General features: G+C 36.1%; 21 protein-coding genes. 14 read left to right on the top strand and 7 right to left on the bottom strand.

Annotation, left to right across the window (positions count from 1 at the left end; genetic code table 11):
- Positions 1 to 57 precede the first annotated feature (57 nt).
- Entirely contained in the window at positions 58 to 1,440 is a 1,383-nt protein-coding gene (locus FHR85_RS07680) for a sodium-dependent transporter (protein WP_167262293.1), read from the top strand.
- Between the two features lie 35 nt (positions 1,441 to 1,475).
- Here FHR85_RS07680 and FHR85_RS07675 read toward each other — a convergent pair whose 3' ends face one another.
- Positions 1,476 to 2,432, bottom strand: a complete 957-nt coding sequence (locus tag FHR85_RS07675) for a M23 family metallopeptidase (protein WP_167262292.1) — start codon at positions 2,430 to 2,432, stop codon at positions 1,476 to 1,478.
- A gap of 112 nt (positions 2,433 to 2,544) precedes the next feature.
- Between FHR85_RS07675 and FHR85_RS07670 the strand changes: the two genes are divergently transcribed.
- Positions 2,545 to 2,817, top strand: a complete 273-nt coding sequence (locus tag FHR85_RS07670; protein WP_167262291.1) for a YutD family protein — start codon at positions 2,545 to 2,547, stop codon at positions 2,815 to 2,817.
- Between the two features lie 40 nt (positions 2,818 to 2,857).
- Here the strand turns inward: FHR85_RS07670 and FHR85_RS07665 are convergent, their stop codons facing one another.
- Positions 2,858 to 3,130 carry a cytosolic protein gene (locus FHR85_RS07665; protein ID WP_167262290.1) on the bottom strand — a complete coding sequence of 91 codons (273 nt, stop codon included), beginning with the start codon at positions 3,128 to 3,130 and terminating at the stop codon, positions 2,858 to 2,860.
- 15 nt (positions 3,131 to 3,145) lie between these two features.
- Entirely contained in the window at positions 3,146 to 3,430 is a 285-nt protein-coding gene (locus FHR85_RS07660) for an SAV0927 family protein (RefSeq protein WP_167262289.1), read from the bottom strand.
- Positions 3,431 to 3,535: 105 nt separating this feature from the next.
- Here FHR85_RS07660 and FHR85_RS07655 point away from each other — a divergent pair, with 105 nt between their 5' ends.
- The 3 genes from FHR85_RS07655 to FHR85_RS07645 are packed head-to-tail and all read left to right on the top strand — an operon-like array spanning position 3,536 to position 5,743.
- Positions 3,536 to 3,985 (top strand): DUF86 domain-containing protein, encoded by a 450-nt coding sequence (locus FHR85_RS07655; RefSeq protein WP_167262288.1) that lies wholly within the window; start codon positions 3,536 to 3,538, stop codon positions 3,983 to 3,985.
- A gap of 1 nt (position 3,986) precedes the next feature.
- A complete protein-coding gene (locus tag FHR85_RS07650) occupies positions 3,987 to 4,754 on the top strand; it encodes a TIGR01457 family HAD-type hydrolase (protein ID WP_167262287.1) in 768 nt (255 codons plus the stop codon).
- Positions 4,755 to 4,777: 23 nt separating this feature from the next.
- A complete protein-coding gene (locus FHR85_RS07645) occupies positions 4,778 to 5,743 on the top strand; it encodes a 2-hydroxyacid dehydrogenase (protein WP_167262286.1) in 966 nt (321 codons plus the stop codon).
- A 58-nt stretch (positions 5,744 to 5,801) separates the two neighbouring features.
- On the opposite strand, the gene FHR85_RS07640 is transcribed toward FHR85_RS07645, so the two are convergent.
- The gene (locus FHR85_RS07640) at positions 5,802 to 6,023 is read right to left on the bottom strand and encodes a NifU family protein (protein WP_167262285.1); all 222 of its coding nucleotides are present in this window, start codon (positions 6,021 to 6,023) and stop codon (positions 5,802 to 5,804) included.
- 178 nt (positions 6,024 to 6,201) lie between these two features.
- Here FHR85_RS07640 and FHR85_RS07635 point away from each other — a divergent pair, with 178 nt between their 5' ends.
- The 7 genes from FHR85_RS07635 (at position 6,202) to FHR85_RS07605 (ending at position 11,159) form a co-directional block, all read left to right on the top strand.
- The gene (locus tag FHR85_RS07635; protein WP_167262284.1) at positions 6,202 to 6,528 is read left to right on the top strand and encodes a YuzD family protein; all 327 of its coding nucleotides are present in this window, start codon (positions 6,202 to 6,204) and stop codon (positions 6,526 to 6,528) included.
- 48 nt (positions 6,529 to 6,576) lie between these two features.
- Entirely contained in the window at positions 6,577 to 6,813 is a 237-nt protein-coding gene (locus tag FHR85_RS07630) for a YuzB family protein (protein WP_167262283.1), read from the top strand.
- Between the two features lie 16 nt (positions 6,814 to 6,829).
- Entirely contained in the window at positions 6,830 to 7,705 is an 876-nt protein-coding gene (dapF, locus tag FHR85_RS07625; RefSeq protein ID WP_167262282.1) for a diaminopimelate epimerase, read from the top strand.
- Between the two features lie 47 nt (positions 7,706 to 7,752).
- A complete protein-coding gene (locus FHR85_RS07620) occupies positions 7,753 to 8,109 on the top strand; it encodes a HesB/IscA family protein (RefSeq protein WP_167262281.1) in 357 nt (118 codons plus the stop codon).
- Positions 8,110 to 8,457: 348 nt separating this feature from the next.
- Positions 8,458 to 9,069, top strand: coding sequence for a TetR/AcrR family transcriptional regulator (locus tag FHR85_RS07615; protein WP_167262280.1), 612 nt, complete (start codon positions 8,458 to 8,460; stop codon positions 9,067 to 9,069).
- 49 nt (positions 9,070 to 9,118) lie between these two features.
- The gene (locus FHR85_RS14550; RefSeq protein WP_341770946.1) at positions 9,119 to 10,396 is read left to right on the top strand and encodes an MFS transporter; all 1,278 of its coding nucleotides are present in this window, start codon (positions 9,119 to 9,121) and stop codon (positions 10,394 to 10,396) included.
- 304 nt (positions 10,397 to 10,700) lie between these two features.
- The gene (locus FHR85_RS07605; RefSeq protein WP_167262279.1) at positions 10,701 to 11,159 is read left to right on the top strand and encodes a hypothetical protein; all 459 of its coding nucleotides are present in this window, start codon (positions 10,701 to 10,703) and stop codon (positions 11,157 to 11,159) included.
- Between the two features lie 455 nt (positions 11,160 to 11,614).
- Here the strand turns inward: FHR85_RS07605 and FHR85_RS07600 are convergent, their stop codons facing one another.
- Both FHR85_RS07600 and FHR85_RS07595 read right to left on the bottom strand, forming a co-directional pair.
- Positions 11,615 to 11,785 (bottom strand): hypothetical protein, encoded by a 171-nt coding sequence (locus FHR85_RS07600; protein ID WP_167262278.1) that lies wholly within the window; start codon positions 11,783 to 11,785, stop codon positions 11,615 to 11,617.
- Between the two features lie 16 nt (positions 11,786 to 11,801).
- Positions 11,802 to 13,139, bottom strand: a complete 1,338-nt coding sequence (locus FHR85_RS07595; protein WP_167262277.1) for an MATE family efflux transporter — start codon at positions 13,137 to 13,139, stop codon at positions 11,802 to 11,804.
- Between the two features lie 375 nt (positions 13,140 to 13,514).
- Here FHR85_RS07595 and FHR85_RS07590 point away from each other — a divergent pair, with 375 nt between their 5' ends.
- Positions 13,515 to 14,126: a cupin domain-containing protein gene (locus tag FHR85_RS07590; protein WP_167262276.1), complete on the top strand. Its 612-nt coding sequence runs from the start codon at positions 13,515 to 13,517 to the stop codon at positions 14,124 to 14,126.
- 251 nt (positions 14,127 to 14,377) lie between these two features.
- Here the strand turns inward: FHR85_RS07590 and FHR85_RS07585 are convergent, their stop codons facing one another.
- Positions 14,378 to 15,364, bottom strand: coding sequence for an NAD(P)/FAD-dependent oxidoreductase (locus FHR85_RS07585; RefSeq protein ID WP_167262275.1), 987 nt, complete (start codon positions 15,362 to 15,364; stop codon positions 14,378 to 14,380).
- Between the two features lie 301 nt (positions 15,365 to 15,665).
- On the opposite strand from FHR85_RS07585, the gene FHR85_RS07580 reads away from it, so the two are divergent.
- Positions 15,666 to 16,886: an NAD(P)/FAD-dependent oxidoreductase gene (locus FHR85_RS07580; protein ID WP_167262274.1), complete on the top strand. Its 1,221-nt coding sequence runs from the start codon at positions 15,666 to 15,668 to the stop codon at positions 16,884 to 16,886.
- The last annotated feature ends 62 nt before the right edge of the window (positions 16,887 to 16,948 follow it).

Here is a 16,948-nt window from a genome sequence, read left to right as displayed (position 1 = left end):
GGACCAGTACAACGACTTATCGTTGTACTGAATTATAATAGAAAGGGGAATATGATTATGCAAGGAAGAGAGCAGTTTGCAACTAGGTTTGGTTTTATTTTTGCAGCTGTTGGTTCAGCAGTAGGCTTAGGTAATATTTGGCGCTTCCCTTACATGTTAGGGGAAAATGGAGGATTCGCATTTTTAATTGCTTATTTTATTTGTATCGCCTTAATTGGTCTACCTGTTTTACTTGCTGAATTTACAGTTGGTCGACGTGGACAATCAGACGCCATTAATTCATTTGAAAACATCAAAGCCAAATCATTTGGTAAAATCGGTGGTTTTCTAGGCGTCTTATCAGGAACATTAATCCTGTCGTTCTACGGTGTTATTGCTGGTTGGGTCTTTTACTATTTATTTAGTTATCTTACAGGAGCGGCAGGCAATGTCGAATCTGGTGGATTTGAAGGATTCTTCGGTGATTTCATTGCTAGTTCAGTTGGTCCAGTTGTTTGGCAGTTCTTATTTATGGTTGTTGTCATTGGTGTTGTTTATTTCGGTATTAAGAAAGGGATCGAAATTGCCAACCGTACATTTATGCCAATGCTAGCGGTTCTTGTTATTATTTTAGCCGTGTTTGGTTTGACAATGGATGGTGCGGGCGAAGCACTTAGTTTTATGTTCTCACCTGATTTTAATGCTTTAGGTGACATTAATGTATGGGGAGCAGCTGTTGGTCAGGCATTCTTTACATTATCACTAGGTATGGGTGCTATGATTACGTATGCTTCATACTTACCGAAAGATTCTCGATTGCCTTCTGCAGCAGGAACGGTAGTTGTATTTGATACGTTCTTCGCTGTGTTCGCGGGTCTTATGATTTTCCCAATTGTTTTCTCATTCGGAATGGAACCAGGTGCAGGTCCAGGTTTATTATTCATGACGTTACCTGAGGCATTCGGACAATGGGGCTTAGGTGGAACGATCTTCGGTATTTTCTTCTTCCTATTTGTTGGTATTGCAGCTTTATCATCTGCGATTTCACTACTGGAAGTTTGTGTTTCTTGGGCAATGCGTCGTTTCAATGCTGGACGTAAGCCAACAACTCTAATTGCTGGTGCGATTGTGACGGTATTTGGTTTTCTATCAGCGTTATCACAAGGTGCTATACCAGCTTTAACTGAAATGAAATTGTTCGCGTTCCTTAATACAGAAGGCGCAACGATTACATTCTTAGATGTCTTAGACAAATTTACTGCACAATACACATTAGCGTTAGGTGGTTTCGTAACTGCGCTATTTATTGGTTGGGGCTGGAACAAGGTCGAAGCACTACGTGAAACAGGTCTACAAGATACAACTCTAGGTAACTTATGGATTTGGTTCTTGCGTATTGTCGCTCCTGCAGGCATCTTATACATTTTGATTACAAACTTAATTAGTATGTTAACTCAATAATAAAAAGGGTGTGTCTAATCCAGACACACCCTTTACTATTGTGATTGCTTTTCCCATCGTTTTAAATGTGGATAAGGGTCAAATGCCCATTCATTCTCACCATTATCTCGGTACATACCATAATGAAGGTGAGGTGGGAATTTACCAGAAGTTCCAACTGGTCCATATCCTGAAGCTCCGACATAACCTATGACATCACCTGGTTCAACAATATCGCCTTCTTCTAATTCGTCTTCAAATCCGTTCAAATGAGCGTAATAATGATATACATTGTCTGTATCTCGGATGCCAATTCGCCAGCCACCGTATTTATTCCAACCTTTGATTTCAACAATACCATATGATGTTGAGCGCACAGGCGTACCATAACTTGCGAATAAATCGGTACCTTCATGGATTCGTCTACCTCCATAACCACGTCCAGCTCCCCATGTAGAGCGGTAAGAATATTGGTTATAAGACGGAATTGGAAATGCGTGTTCATCTAATTCTATTGTTGAATAATGATTAAATAATTCGTTATATTGTTTGATAATTTGAGCTGCTTTTTCACGATCATAATATTGAGCTAAACTTTTTTCATAAGATATGCCTTTACCCAGCCGTTCATTTAGCCAATGTGCGAATGTGAATAAGACATCTTCGTCATTTTGGGGATTTGCGTATTGATCGCCATCACCATCTTTTCCAATCCCATTAAAAGCTTGAATCGTTGCTTCATAGTGAGATGGATTTTCGTCGACGGCTAATAACCCAAACCATTGATCAGGGTCAATTTGAATTCCAGTTACTCGATCTTCATCAATATCATTGATATTCCGTTCATATTGATCGATTGCCGCAATGAGGCTCCACGGGACTTGGGTTAGGGTAGCTGTTTTTTGATAAAGACTCAATCTTTCTTCAGATAAGGATTCGTCTTCAGCCCAACTAGTATTAGGTGTTAGGATGACAATGAAAATGAATAAGCCAGTTATGATACGGCGTTTCATGTAAAATACTCCTTTGCTTAATCAGTATGAATAGTGTTTCCGTCTTTTTTGAAATCATCAGAGCGAAAAGAAGGTTTGATATGATACACTAATAGTTATAGAGGTGATTCAGATGGAATTATTAGGGCAACAATATGAGCTCATTCACGATTACCGAGAAGGATTTCAAGAAGATGTGATAGAACAGCGTTTTAGCGATATTTTAACGAAATATGATTACATAGTCGGTGATTGGGGCTTTGGTCAACTTCGACTAAAAGGATTCTATGATGATCAGAATCAAAAGGCAACATTCGATACGAAAATTTCAGCATTAGAAGATTATTTGTACGAATATTGTAATTTTGGTTGTGCTTACTTTGTCTTAAAACGAATAGATAGTTAAATGACCGGATGCCCGCTTATCCGGTCATTTTTAATTGAATTCACCCTTGATCATCGTGTTCTGGATCTTCGTCATCCGGAAAATTATTTGGTTGATGGGCAAATGGATATTGTCTCGGTAGATCATGATGCAATTCTTTATTTTCATAGTTAAACGCTGAATAATGTCGGCGTTTGGGATCATATTCACGGGCCTCTAGAGGTTCATCATTAACAGGTTCACCATATGTCCCTTCAGGAAATTCTTCGGGTGTTTGCATATTCTGATGCATTTCGACAGGCTTAAAATCATCATTCTTTTTCTTCTTACCCATATAAATGCTCCTTTCTTAAGTTGCTTGCGGTTGCTGCAACAATTCAGTTAAATAATCGTGAATCGCTTCTGCTTCATACGTATTGAGATGTAAAAAGTGGCAAAAATAATCACTATCTTCTAGCTCATCATCATGAATCTCAGTGTAGCGTGATCTTTGTAAATCAATCACGAAACTTTTCGCTTGTTCTTGCTCGCTCTTAACAATGGCCAAATCAAAGCGTCGATCATCTCCTGTGAAACTAACATAACGAACATGGCCATCAGTCATTTCATCGTTAATCGTCTTAAAAGGCAACATCATTCAGCTCCTATTATTTAAAATCAGTTATAGTATGGCGCAAATATTTTTATATATAAGAATTAATTGTCTATGATAAACTAGAAATTGAAAGGAATGATGAAGATGTACTTTGTTGACCTTGAAAAAATGGATCAAACATCAACATATTTCAATAATTTATTAAGCACGTATGAACAGGCAACATTTGAATCAAATGTTGAACTATTCGGTCTTGAACGTATTGTACATATGACGATTGAAGCAATCGTTGACATAGGAAATATGATGATTGACGGTTTTATTATGCGAGACCCTGGTAGCTATGAGGATGTCATTGATATATTAGTCGATGAACAGGTCATCACAGCTGACCAAGAAGATGCTTTTAAACAAGTAATAGGATTAAGAGGAATACTTGTTAAAGATTATATGGTAATCGATCATCCACAGCTTCAAACAACATTGGATGATAGCTTACCCGTTTTAAAACAGTTTACGACACAAGTATATCGTTACTTAGAAAAAGAAATGGGGCCGATTACAGCATTTAAGAAGCGCGAAGGAGACGAATAACATGGCGAAATACCAGGCATACTTAATTGATTTAGATGGAACGATGTATCGAGGAAATGCGCCAATTCCTGAAGCGGCAGATTTTATTCGCTCATTACAATCAGAATCGATCCCATTTCGTTTCGTCACGAATAATTCCTCAAGAACACGTTATAAAACCATGCAGAAGTTAAGAGAACACGGCATAGAAGTCGATGAGTCCCATATTTTAACACCATCGATTATTGCCGCTGATTATATCAAATCACAGCAAGAGGGCGCTCGTGTGTTTAAGATTGGTGAACATGGTGTGGAAGAAGCGCTTCATTCAAGAAATCTTCAAATAACTGATGAAACACCTGATTACGTTCTAGTCGGGATCGATCGGCATGTGACGTATCATAAATTGAAAGAAGCTTGCCTTCATATTCAAAAGGGAGCCCAGTTTATTGCGACTAACCCTGATTTACGTGTGCCAACTGAAGAAGGGTTCGTGCCGGGAAATGGTGCTTATGTTGAATTGATTCGTCATGTGACGAAAACTAAACCCATTGTGGTAGGAAAACCTGACGCCTTAATGATTGATTTAGCATTGGAAGAATTAAATCTTTCTCATCGTGATGTGATTATGGTTGGCGATAATTATGATACTGATATTATGGCAGGTATTGAAGCGGGCATTGATACCTTGCATGTTGAAACGGGTGTAACATCACGTGAAGATTTAAAGAAAGTGTCGGTCAAACCAACGTATTCGGTTAAATCACTTGCTGACTGGAGTCATTTTTAAATTTAATGTTGGAGGGTTGAAACATGTCGAAGCCATTTGTTTTTGTAACACGACGTATAGCTGATGAAGTTATTCAATCGTTAGAAGAGTACTATGAAGTCGAAGTATATGATTCGGATGAAGTGCCTGTCCCACGTGATGTTTTAGAAGAGAAAGCGAGTCAAGCAGATGCTTTGCTGACGATGCTAACTGATTCAATTGATGAAGCTTTATTAGACCAAGCGCCGAACTTAAAAGTAATCGCTAATTTAGCAGTTGGTTATGATAATATTGACGTTAGTGCTGCTCAAGACAGAGGAATTGTCGTGACGAACACACCGGATGTATTAACAGATACGACAGCTGATTTAACGTTTGGTTTGTTGTTAGCAACAGCTAGACGGATTCCAGAAGCGACTCAATATATCGAAAACAATCAGTGGCAAGCTTGGTCACCTTATATGTTGGCAGGTGCAGATGTTCACCATAAGACATTAGGAATTATTGGTATGGGAAGTATAGGTGAAGCCGTTGCTAAGCGAGCGACAGGTTTTGATATGACTGTGTTATATCATAATCGTTCTAGAAAAGAACAGGCAGAAGAAGCATTAGGGGTTAAGTATTGTTCCTTTGCTGACGTTATTGAACAGTCTGACTTTGTTGTATGTATGACACCACTTACACCAGAGACTGAGAACATGTTTAATATGAATGTTTTTAAACGAATGAAGTCGTCAGCTATATTTATTAATTCGTCGCGTGGTGGGGTTGTAAATGAAGCTGATTTATATGAAGCTCTGAAATCGAAAGAGATCTATGCGGCAGGCTTGGATGTCTTCAAAAATGAACCGATTCAAGCAGATCATCCTCTGTTAGAGCTTGATAATGTTGTCGCACTACCACATATTGGATCATCAAGTTATGAAACACGGACTGAGATGATGTGGCTTACAGCGCAAAACATAATCGCAGTCTTAAGTGGGAATAAAGCTAAAACGCCTGTGAACTAATATCATGAAAAAAGCCCTCAATGTACTGATTACATTGAGGGCTTACTTATGAATTCATTTAGAAAATTTGTTCTACCTCTTGGACACCAGGAACTTCAGCGATTAATGCACGCTCAATACCTGCTTTAAGGGTGATCGCAGAGCTTGGGCAATTACCGCATGCTCCTTTTAGTCGAAGTAAGACGATGCCATCATCTACGTCGACCAATTCAACGTCACCGCCGTCACGTAATAAAAACGGGCGTAATTTACCTATAACTTCTTGGACTTGATCAAACATCGCACATTTTCCCCTTTCTTACTTTAATTATAAATAAATTCTAATTAAAAATCTATTATCGTGCTTTTATTTTAAAATATGTTGTTGAGAACCATTTTCATTTTAACTCGAAGCGAAAGTTTTGTAAAATATAATTAGCTAATCAATCGTCAAGTTTTAAAACAAAGAGGGGGATTTGATGAATCAACAAATTGAATTAGTCGTTTATGGAGCTGAGGTTCTTTGTGCTAGTTGTGTTAACTTACCGAGTTCTAAGGAACAATATGATTGGTTACAAGCAGCGATCTCAAGAAAATACGGGGATGATCATGTGATATATCGTTACGTCGATATTTATAATCCCCCGAATGAAGAACCTTATCAGCAATTCGCTGAAAAAGTTGTTGAAGATGATATGATTTTTCCAGTCGTCTTAGTCGAAGATGAAATTGTTGGTGAAGGGAACCCACGATTGAAGACAGTTTATAAAGCACTTGAGGAACGGGGTTTATCACCGTCTTCATAGATATGTGAAAGGGTTCACCATTAGGAATACAAGCGAGGAGTGGACGCCATGAACCCGTTAGTTGAGTTTTGTGTTAATAATTTAATGAGTGGCTCACAAGAAGCCTTAGAACAATTAGATAAAGATCCTGATATAGATGTTGTAGAGTATGGCTGTACTAGCAACTGTGCCATTTGTGCGATGAGTTTATTTGCTATTGCTGATGGTGAATTAATTATGGCTGATACACCAGATGAACTTGTTAAGAAAGTGTATCAATTTTTAGAAGAGGAACAATTAATATAGGAAATGAGGTTGTAGTATGAACATTCCTTTCACTAAAATGCATGGGCTCGGCAATAGTTATATTTATATTGATGGTTATCAAGTTAATTTACAAGAACAGGATTTACCTGAAATTGCTCGCCAAGTCTCAAGCGTCCATACTGGTATTGGTTCTGATGGATTGATTATGGTGTTGCCATCAGAGGTAGCTGATGTTCGTATGCGGATTTTTAATCGTGATGGATCTGAAGCCATGAATTGTGGCAATGGCCTGCGTTGTGTTGCGAAATTCGCTTATGAATATCAGTATGTGCAGCAAGAAACTTTCTATATCGAGGCAAAATCAGGAGTCGTGCAAGCAACTGTCCATCTAAATGATGATCAGTTGGTCGAAAGTGTAACAGTTGATATGGGTGAACCTATTTTAGCTCGATCAGCTATACCGATGGAAACAGAAAGTGGTGGCTTATTTGATGAGGTGATTCATGAGCAATTTCGTGTTGATGGTGATGATTTCCACGTCACAGCGGTTTCGATGGGAAATCCACACGCTATATTCTTTCAAGAACAGATTGAAGATGCGCCACTTTATACATTAGGCCCTAAAGTAACCAATGATGATCGTTTTCCAGAAGGTGTTAATGTTGAATTTGTCGAAGTGGTAAAACATGATGAAATTAAATTCCGTGTTTGGGAACGTGGCTCAGGGATTACTCAAGCTTGTGGAACAGGTGCATGTGCGGCCGTTGTGGCTTCGTCCCTTAATGGATACTTAGAACGTGAGCAAGAAGTAACCGTTCATTTAGATGGCGGTGACTTATGGATTACTTGGCTTGAATCAGGAAGTGTATCGATGCGTGGACCAGCCGTTACAGTTGCCCAAGGTGATCTCTGGGTAGAGTTAGATGTTTGAAGTAGGGGTTAAATGTTAGTATACTGACAATTAGGGAGGTATTAAATATGGCGATTAACTTAACTGAATCAGCAACGATTCAAGTACAAGAAATGTTGAAAGACGAGACAGCTGAAGAAGTCTACTTACGATTTGGTGTCAAAGGTGGCGGTTGCAGTGGTCTCTCATATAAATTAGGTTTTGATTATGAGGTTAACGAAACAGACCGTCAATTTGAGCAGGACGGCATCCCGATTGTAGTTGCGGAAATGGATGTTCCAATTATCGAAGGGACAACAGTTGATTTCAAACAAAACATGATGGGTGGCGGTTTCACGATCGATAATCCGAATGCCATCGTATCATGCGGTTGCGGCTCTTCATTCAAAGCACCGAATGTGGAAGGACAGCCGGAGAATTGTTAATACTGTGTTTAAGACTTTCTTAGCGCTAAAGTGCGTTAAGAAAGTCTTTTTTTATGGCGTTAAAAAACTGAAAGAGAGTGAAAATTTAGCGTGATTGTTAAAGGGAAACTCTGCAAGTATTTAAAGGTCAAAATGATGATCTTAGTCGTTTACCTTATGAGTACTTTGCGGTGATTGACCTACGAATTAATTCTTTAATGAGATATGATCGAAATTAGCTGAGTTAGAAACAGATCAAGCCACCCTTAACTAAAACATTTAATTTTTAGAATAATTAGTTTGCCACCTTGACTATATGAGATAATAACAGTATAATTTTGATTGATCGATCAATCATTTTTAAGGAGGATGATCTTCATAATGCAAAAGATGAATGATAAGAAAGAATTAAAACGATCAAATATTCTAAATGCTGCTATTAAATTATTTAGTCAGAATGGATTTGCGGAAACAAAAGTTGCTGGAATTGCAAAAGAAGCTGGTGTTAGTTTTGGTACAGTATTTTCGTATTTTAATTCTAAAGATGAATTATACGAATCAGCTATATTAGAACCGCTTGAAGAAATCAAGCCGTATTTTGTTGATATAGAAACTCATTTTAAAGGTGAACCAATTGATGTAGTTAAGACTATGATTGATGATCATGTACAGCTATTTTCTACAAGAAAAGAACTATTATTTTTAATACAACAAGTACTGGCAAGTCCTAACAGGTTTCCGAAATTGTTTGCTGAGTTAGATGACTTTGTGAATTCATTTGTAGATAGCATAGATACAATTATTGAAGAAGGACAAAAGCAAGGTTACTTTTACAATGATTCACCTTCGTTAATCGCGGAATCGTATTTATCTTTTATCAATGGAATTCGATTGACCTTTATTGATGATGAAACTAACCCTGTGTGGCAAAGCTTTAAAATCCAAGCTTTAAGGTTATTTGGACCGTTTTCAGAAAGTTAGGAGTGAGAGACTTGGTTTTTAAAGATATTCACCCCAACATCAAACTTCGATTAGCGGTTCAATTTCTCGGAGGATTAGTTTCGATGGCTGTCATCCCTTTTCTTGCGATTTATTTGCTAAGAAAATCGGTGCTTCTTTAACAGGTGTTATCCTTATTTGCGTTGTTATATCAGGGGTTATTGGAGCATTAGTTGGAGGGCATTTATCCGACAAAATTGGTCGTAGGAAAATTATGATCTATTCTGATCTTGGGATGTTCGTAACATATTTGTTTATTGCCTTGTGTAATTCCCCTTGGTATGACCTTCCTTATATTACAGCAGCTTTATTTGTCATCAATATGTTTTTTGGAGGAATCTTTCAACCAGCTGCTCAAGCGATGATTATTGATTTAACAGATTCTCAATCCAGAAAATTGGTTTTTACTATAAGTTATTGGGTAAGTAACCTGTCTACAGCAATTGGGGGAATTGTCGGGGCACTCTTATTTCAAAATTATTTGTTTGAGTTGTTTATAGGAATTTCATTAATATCTTTCATTTCTTTATCTATCACAGTATATTTGATCACAGAAACATACAAACCTACCTTCCATTCCACTTCTTCTACAACGAATAAGAGAACATCTTTAACGATTATGATTCAAAAATATTCAACCGTATTAAAAGATAAATTATTTATGTTTTATATTTTGGGTGCGGTATTAGTTTTATCGTTGGAACAATCGTTAACGAACTATATGGGAATTCGATTTGAAAAAGAGATTCATCCTCAATCAATATCAACGTTTGGTCTTGATTTCATGGTTGATGGTACCAAGATGCTTGGTTTTCTACGTACTGAAAATACAATTCTAGTGGTTCTCTTATCATCAATAACAATAATATTATTTAAAAAATTTAAAGATCGTTGGACAGTAGTGATTGGTATTATTATTTTTTCATGCTGTTTTAGCTTACTAGCTTTTATCAATAATATATGGATGCTTTTTATGATCATGTTTATAGGTACCATTGGCGAGCTGATGTATGTCCCTATTAAGCAAGCCATGATTGGAGACCTTGCACCAGCCGATGCCAGGAGCACCTATATGGCTTTATATAGTTTGACAACTTATGGAGCTATGGTGATTGCTTCTTTATTGATTATCGTTGGAGACTGGGTGCAACCCCTATTTATGGGAGGACTACTATTAATATTAGGGTTAGTTGGTGCGTACTTGTTTAATATAGTTACTAAACAATTAGAATTGAGAAAACATAACGAGAGTAAAAGTAATATACCATATGTGCAGAATAACGATGAAAAACTCGAACAGACAAAGTAAGGATAAACCGATGGAATTAGCAGCTAATTAAATGAAAACGAAAACTGTGATTAATTCAAATCACTTTTATAAAATTTTATTAGAATTGATTGTGGTAATTGTGAGATGTATTACTTAAAAAGCGGACAGTTTAATTAAAGTTAGATATCAAAAAGGTGATCTCGTTATTGATTCGAGGTCACCTTTTTTAGTTCGTTTAAGATAAAGGGTATTTATGTTAATTTAATTATAAAGTTTTGAAAAATTTTGATTAATTTAATTAACCGTATAGTTAAAGAAATTGTAAAATAAAGGGGGGGGTAAAATGGATAGGGAAGAATGGGATATACAAGAAGTAAAACAATTAAAAAAGAAAGAATTAATTCAACTAAACCTCGCAATGTTGCTGATTTTCGTATTTGCAATGTATTTTGCTTATAATGGTAATCATATGCTCATTATTGGAATGCTTATTTTATTAATATGGATTGGTGTAACATTTGCGTTGTATACCCTCATAACGGGGAGGAATATTGGAACGAAGGTAAGTAAACGGCTACAGGAATTTGAGCGGGGTCGTAAAGGAGATAAACGTTGGAAACGAAGAAAAATAACTGACGCTGTCATCATTTTTGTGATTGGTGTTGGTGTTACCGTTGTGTTTTTTGTACAGGATTTTAACTCTATAAGTTTTAACTTCTATGGTTTTATTATTCCATTTATTATGTCATGGATAGTCTTTAATATTAAAGGGGTTATAGGCATACGCATTTTGGATTGGTAAACAAAAATTAGGTAAACAATTTTTCTAGTCGTTGAACATGTGAAAGACATAGTTTGGTGGCTTCACGATCGATAATTCGAATGCCATCGTCTCACGTGGTTGCGGATCTTCCTTTAAAGCACCGAATTAAGTTCATTCTCCTGGGTTGCTTTTTTTTGTTATATTTAGTTGTTAACTAATTAAATATAGGCCCCTAGGTCATTCAGTTTTGACTGATTGACTGGAGCCAATTTGAAACAGATTACGCTCAAATGATGAAACCATCTGTTTGCAGTTCCTCTTTACATCATGACAGCTATGTGTTGTGGTGCATGAGCCACAATTGTTGCCTCAAAATTCACTAAGTGAAAAAGTATTCGTTGTACATATTCCGAATATTCATGTCCGGCATAAAAAACAAATAACATCAATGCAAGTAAAAACTGCAGTCTCTTTATAATGCTAAGATTCTCAATTTATTTCTTAGGTCTATTTTTAAACTTATCTACGATATCTTTTTCTTCTTGAGACCATTTTCCCTCAGTTCCTTTTATGACAGCTTTTCTAAACTTTTTGATTTCATCAAAGTCTTCTTTTGATTCAGGCCGAAAAATGAAAGTTTTGTTGAATTTTTTTATTATTCTCATGTTACTTCCTCGCTTTCTATAATATGATTTTTTTCCATCTTCCTGTTAAGTAAAGTGCATATGAATTAATTAACGTTAAAATCTGAACAATAGCTAAAGCAAAAAAAACACCAATCACTAAATCATCATACATGTTTGGAAGGAAAAGGAGCGATAAAATCACTATTGCATACATGTTTGAAATAATTAAATACATACTTGCTTTAGCATCTCCAGACCCTGAATAGAGAAAAATGTATATCATACTAATGTTTCCTAGAATCCAGGGTATTGAATAAATTTCTATAAACCTAATAAAATAGTATGCGGTTTCTGTTTGAGCCATGAATTCACTGATGTTATCTCTAAGTATATACAAGATGCTCACTACAGCAATTGAGTAAACAACTACAACATAGACCATATTCCTAACTATTTTCTTAATTTCCGTTAACTCACCTTCCCCTTTCAATCTGGATACTAACGGTAACAAACTAAAACTGAAATTCTGTACAAATACTCCACCTAGCATGAAAACATAACTTGCAACTGCAAAAACATTAAAAGCTTCTTCAGGGTAGTAAGATAGGATTATCATGTAGAGAAAGGTCGAAATACTGAATGTTAAACTATTAAATACTTGTGAAAAAATAAATGAAAAATTTCGTTTCATTAGTTTAAAGGACATATTTGGAATCAAATAATTTTTATTAATATTCAAATCTAAGTGATCTTTGAAGAACAATAACCATGATAGATAGAGGAGAGAAAATAAATTTGAAATTAACGTGCCCAATCCTGCTGCTATAATTAACGAATAATTGGTCTTTTCAAAAAAATACATTAAAAGTGGCGTAATAATGATATTGGTCAATATTAAGATCGCTAGGGCATAATAAACTATTTTAATTTTTTCGAAATATCTAGGTAGTATAAGAAGAAAATTATTCATAATAATAAAAACAAAGCCAAATAATAACGGTCTTAAATAATTTTGTGCATAGTTTATTGTAGTATCAGTTGCTCCAAATATATCTCCTAAAAACCCTAAAAGTAGCAAACCGATTGCCCCTGAAATTAAACCAAAAATAATTATAACTCCTACGGTTGTTCTTAAAGCATCATTTGCTCCATTTTTATTTCCAGAGCTAAAATTCTGACTTATGTATATGAGCATTGCTGAAGCAAATCCAACGACTATAGCTTCGATTAGCATAGTATAAGAAAAGGAAACTCTTATTGCTGCTAAAGCAGTCGAGTCTTCAATAAAATATCTAACCCATAACATATCAATCAAAGTAGTTAACATCTCTGCAATTCCAATAAATGTAATTGGTAAAGAGAACGTCAGAAGTTTCTTCCAAGATGTATCCATATAAAATCCCCCTTCTAAGTAAACTCCCATAAAATAACGGTACTTAACTTAACCTTTGTTAGACAATACTCCCTCGTAAGTTGGATAACGTTCGTTAACTTATTTTACCATATAAATGGTAATTTTCCTAAAATTCTTTCAATTATTTATACAATTTGTATATTGTGATTTTGCACTTCAAAACAGAACTACTTAGTATTATGTCGAGGTCACTTTTTTTGATTGAAAGAGAGTTGAAAAGTATTCAAAACCATATTTGAATTGGAGAACATAAAGTGTGAGTTATAGTACTTAGAGGTAAATGTTGGAATTATTTATCACAGCAGAAAAACTAAACTCATATCATACTTATGATCAAAGAGGAGGCTTTTAATTATGAGTATGAATGTTGATTACACATCTCCCTCAGCTCAATATTTTTTTGATATGAATAATAGCACGTTGTTTAAGGAAGATCATCAAAATTTCATAAATGTAGCGGGTCAAAATCAGTTGAACACACTTGAAAATACTTCACTGCTTGATATTTTTCTTAGTGCTGATCATGTCATCGAACCACATTACCACCAAAATGCAACTGAATTAGTTTACAGTATTTCAGGAGCTGCAGTTATTTCGATATTGAATCCATTTACAAAAGAGTTGCTGCATTTTACGGTAACACCCGGTCAAGTAGTAAACATTCCTCAAGGATGGTGGCATTATATAGTAGCTATCGATGAACATACACATTTTTTGGCAATTTTTGATGCACCAAACCCTGAAGTCGTATTGGGTTCTGATATTCTAAAATTCACGCCTGCAGATATAATGGCACACACATATTGTCTTAATGAAAACGAGTGGGAGCAAGTAACGGAGCCGATAAAGCCAAATACTTTTATAGGTCCGTATCAGGATTGCGACCAACAGGGCAATGTCTATCAAAATTATTATGAGTACAATCCATATAATCAAAATTCTTACCCTTTCGAAAACTGGTGTTGACTGGAAACATAAACTGGTATAGATGACTTTTGTCTTTTGGGCTTAGATCTACATTTAATTTATTAACATGAAAGGTCAATCAGAGGTGTGAAAAGTCGTTGACCAATAAACAATGCAGCGCTTTTAATTTAAGCGCTGCATTGTTTGATTAATTGTATTGAAGTTTTGTGTTGATCATGTTTTGCATGTTGAGTCCCTAGTTACAGTTATTAGCTCATCATAATAGTGGACAGTACTTTGATCAGAACTTTTTAATTAAACATATGTGTTGAGTGTTTTGGCTGAAGCCGTGCGTTAGGATCAATACGGCTCATAGCATTATTCACAGCTGTTGGCCCTTCGCCAAATCCAGAAGCAATGAGTTTGACTTTGCCTGGATAGGTAATAATGTCACCTGCGCCATATATGCCTTCAATGTTTGTTTCCATACGTGTATTCACGACGATATCGTTCTTCTCAATCTCTAAGCCCCAATCCTTGATAGGACCTAGTTGAGAGATAAATCCATAATTGACGATTAAATCATCAATTTCGACATCAATTGTGTCTTCTGATTTCGTTTTTTGAAGTGTCACGCGTTCAATTGAATCGTCACCATGAATTTCGACAGGTGAATAAGGTGTTAAGATATCAGCTGACGAATCTGATAACTGTTCGACACTATGCTCATGGGCGCGAAATTGATCACGGCGATGGACGATGCTCACCTTTTTAGCGATCGGTTCTAACATTAAAGCCCAATCTACCGCTGAGTCGCCTCCACCACAAATCATCACATGACGATCTCGGAATGATTCGAGGTTTGTGATGTAATAGTGTAAGTTTATATCTTCAAACTGGTCAATGCCATCGAGTTTTAACTTACGTGGTTCGAATGCACCGTTTCCAGCTGTAATAATGACAGCTTTGGCGTAGAATACTTCTTTATCTGTTGTTATTTTGAATAGATTTTCTTCTAATTTATCAATTGATTGGACAGCTTGATCTAATGTAATCGTGGGATTGAACGGTTTTACTTGTTCATAAAGATTATCTACAAGCCCTTGTCCTGTTACTTTTGGAAAACCAGCCACATCGTAAATATATTTTTCAGGATAAAGCGCTGTTAATTGTCCGCCTATATGAGGCAAGCTTTCAATGATTTGTACATCAGCTTGTCTTAATCCTCCGTAAAATGCTGTGAATAAACCAACGGGGCCAGCGCCAATAATCGCTATATCTTTAACTTCTTCGTTCATGTTTTAATTCCCCCATATATCTATTTCCTAATAAATCGATCATACACCGATAAATATTATAACATTCGACACATGAATTGATAAATATTTTGCAAACTAGGAGCAAGAGAACGCGCTAAATTATCTGAATGATTAGAAATCATTGTAAGGGTTGAAATTCACCGTGAAACATTCTAAGATTATATTTAGGTGAGTTTTACGTTTTTATGACAATTTCTACGTCAGTACGTGAATTTTTTCACAAAGTATCGTTGAATTTCACAATCAACTTTTTAAAATTATTGGGATGGATGTGATGTAAATGAACAAACCAAGTATTGTTGTGTTAGGCGCTGGTTATGGTGGCATTATGACGACCACGAAGCTACAAAAAATGATTGGCGACACAGAAGCTGACATTACTTTAGTGAACAAGCATGATTACCACTATCAAACGACATGGTTACACGAGAATGCTGCGGGTACACTTCACCATGATCGGACAAGAATTCAAATTAATGATGTTGTCGATTTTAACAAGATTAATTTCGTTCAAGACACGGTTCAATCAATTGACCCAGACAAAAAAGTCGTCAAGCTTGAAGATGGCGAGCTTACATATGACTATCTTGTCATTGGTCTTGGCTTTGAATCAGCAACATTCGGCATTGAAGGTCTTCTTGAATATGCGTACACCATTAGTAATATTAATAGTGCGCGTTATATTCGTGACCATATTGAGTATAATTTTGCTCAATATAATATGTTTAAAGAGGAACGTGAAGACTTATTAACGATCGTTGTTGGTGGTGCAGGCTTCACTGGTATTGAGTTTGTTGGGGAATTAGCTAATCGTATTCCTGAACTATGCCAAGAATATGATGTCGATCCGAGCAAAGTTCGTCTATTAAATGTTGAAGCGGGTCCTAGTGCATTAGCTGGCTTTGATGAAGAATTAGTTGAGTATGCAATGAACCGTCTCGAAGAAAAAGGCGTAGAATTCCGTCTAAATACGATGCTTAAGAAATGTACGGAAGATGGCATTATTGTAGAAAAAGACGGTGAACAAGAAGAGATTGCAACGAAGAATATTATTTGGGCTGCTGGTGTGCGCGGTAACTCAATCGTCGAAGAATCTGGCTTTGAAGTAAGTCGTGGTCGTGTTGCTGTACGTGATGACTTACGTACTCCTGATTATGATGATGTATTTGTTGTTGGTGATTGTGCTGTATTCTTTAACGAAGAAACAGAACGTCCATACCCTCCAACAGCTCAAATTGCAATGCAAATGGCAGATACAGCTGCTCATAATTTAAAACAGTTAGTCAATGGACAAAGTGATCTCGAAGGATTTGAACCAGATATTAAAGGTACAGTTGCTTCATTAGGTCATACGGATGCCATTGGTGTCATTCTTGACGATAAGAAATTATACGGTCGTTCAGCATCTGTTATGAAGAAAGTGATCGACAACCGTTACTTATTAAAACTAGGTGGCGTAGGCTTATTACTTAAAAAAGGTAAACTCGATATGTATCACTAAACCAAAAGGCAGCGACAAGCTGCCTTTTTTGTATATTTAGAATTGATGATGTTTCATAATTT

The sequence above is a fragment of the Alkalibacillus almallahensis genome (assembly GCF_011761495.1).
GTDB lineage: Bacteria > Bacillota > Bacilli > Bacillales > Alkalibacillaceae > Alkalibacillus > Alkalibacillus almallahensis.
The sequence above is the reverse complement of the archived record's forward strand: the minus strand, read 5'-3'. Positions and strand labels throughout refer to the sequence as shown.

Coding starts and splice junctions, on each gene's coding strand:
- FHR85_RS07615 (WP_167262280.1), top strand. CDS start 8,458: ATGATCTTCATAATGCAAAAGATGAATGATAAGAAAGAATTAAAACGA.
- FHR85_RS07590 (WP_167262276.1), top strand. CDS start 13,515: ATGAGTATGAATGTTGATTACACATCTCCCTCAGCTCAATATTTTTTT.
- FHR85_RS07620 (WP_167262281.1), top strand. CDS start 7,753: ATGGCGATTAACTTAACTGAATCAGCAACGATTCAAGTACAAGAAATG.
- dapF (WP_167262282.1), top strand. CDS start 6,830: ATGAACATTCCTTTCACTAAAATGCATGGGCTCGGCAATAGTTATATT.
- FHR85_RS07655 (WP_167262288.1), top strand. CDS start 3,536: ATGTACTTTGTTGACCTTGAAAAAATGGATCAAACATCAACATATTTC.
- FHR85_RS07585 (WP_167262275.1), bottom strand. CDS start 15,364: ATGAACGAAGAAGTTAAAGATATAGCGATTATTGGCGCTGGCCCCGTT.
- FHR85_RS07650 (WP_167262287.1), top strand. CDS start 3,987: ATGGCGAAATACCAGGCATACTTAATTGATTTAGATGGAACGATGTAT.
- FHR85_RS07580 (WP_167262274.1), top strand. CDS start 15,666: ATGAACAAACCAAGTATTGTTGTGTTAGGCGCTGGTTATGGTGGCATT.
- FHR85_RS07640 (WP_167262285.1), bottom strand. CDS start 6,023: ATGTTTGATCAAGTCCAAGAAGTTATAGGTAAATTACGCCCGTTTTTA.
- FHR85_RS07595 (WP_167262277.1), bottom strand. CDS start 13,139: ATGGATACATCTTGGAAGAAACTTCTGACGTTCTCTTTACCAATTACA.
- FHR85_RS07665 (WP_167262290.1), bottom strand. CDS start 3,130: ATGGGTAAGAAGAAAAAGAATGATGATTTTAAGCCTGTCGAAATGCAT.
- FHR85_RS07635 (WP_167262284.1), top strand. CDS start 6,202: ATGAATCAACAAATTGAATTAGTCGTTTATGGAGCTGAGGTTCTTTGT.
- FHR85_RS07600 (WP_167262278.1), bottom strand. CDS start 11,785: ATGAGAATAATAAAAAAATTCAACAAAACTTTCATTTTTCGGCCTGAA.
- FHR85_RS07630 (WP_167262283.1), top strand. CDS start 6,577: ATGAACCCGTTAGTTGAGTTTTGTGTTAATAATTTAATGAGTGGCTCA.
- FHR85_RS07645 (WP_167262286.1), top strand. CDS start 4,778: ATGTCGAAGCCATTTGTTTTTGTAACACGACGTATAGCTGATGAAGTT.
- FHR85_RS07675 (WP_167262292.1), bottom strand. CDS start 2,432: ATGAAACGCCGTATCATAACTGGCTTATTCATTTTCATTGTCATCCTA.
- FHR85_RS07680 (WP_167262293.1), top strand. CDS start 58: ATGCAAGGAAGAGAGCAGTTTGCAACTAGGTTTGGTTTTATTTTTGCA.
- FHR85_RS07670 (WP_167262291.1), top strand. CDS start 2,545: ATGGAATTATTAGGGCAACAATATGAGCTCATTCACGATTACCGAGAA.
- FHR85_RS07660 (WP_167262289.1), bottom strand. CDS start 3,430: ATGTTGCCTTTTAAGACGATTAACGATGAAATGACTGATGGCCATGTT.
- FHR85_RS07605 (WP_167262279.1), top strand. CDS start 10,701: ATGGATAGGGAAGAATGGGATATACAAGAAGTAAAACAATTAAAAAAG.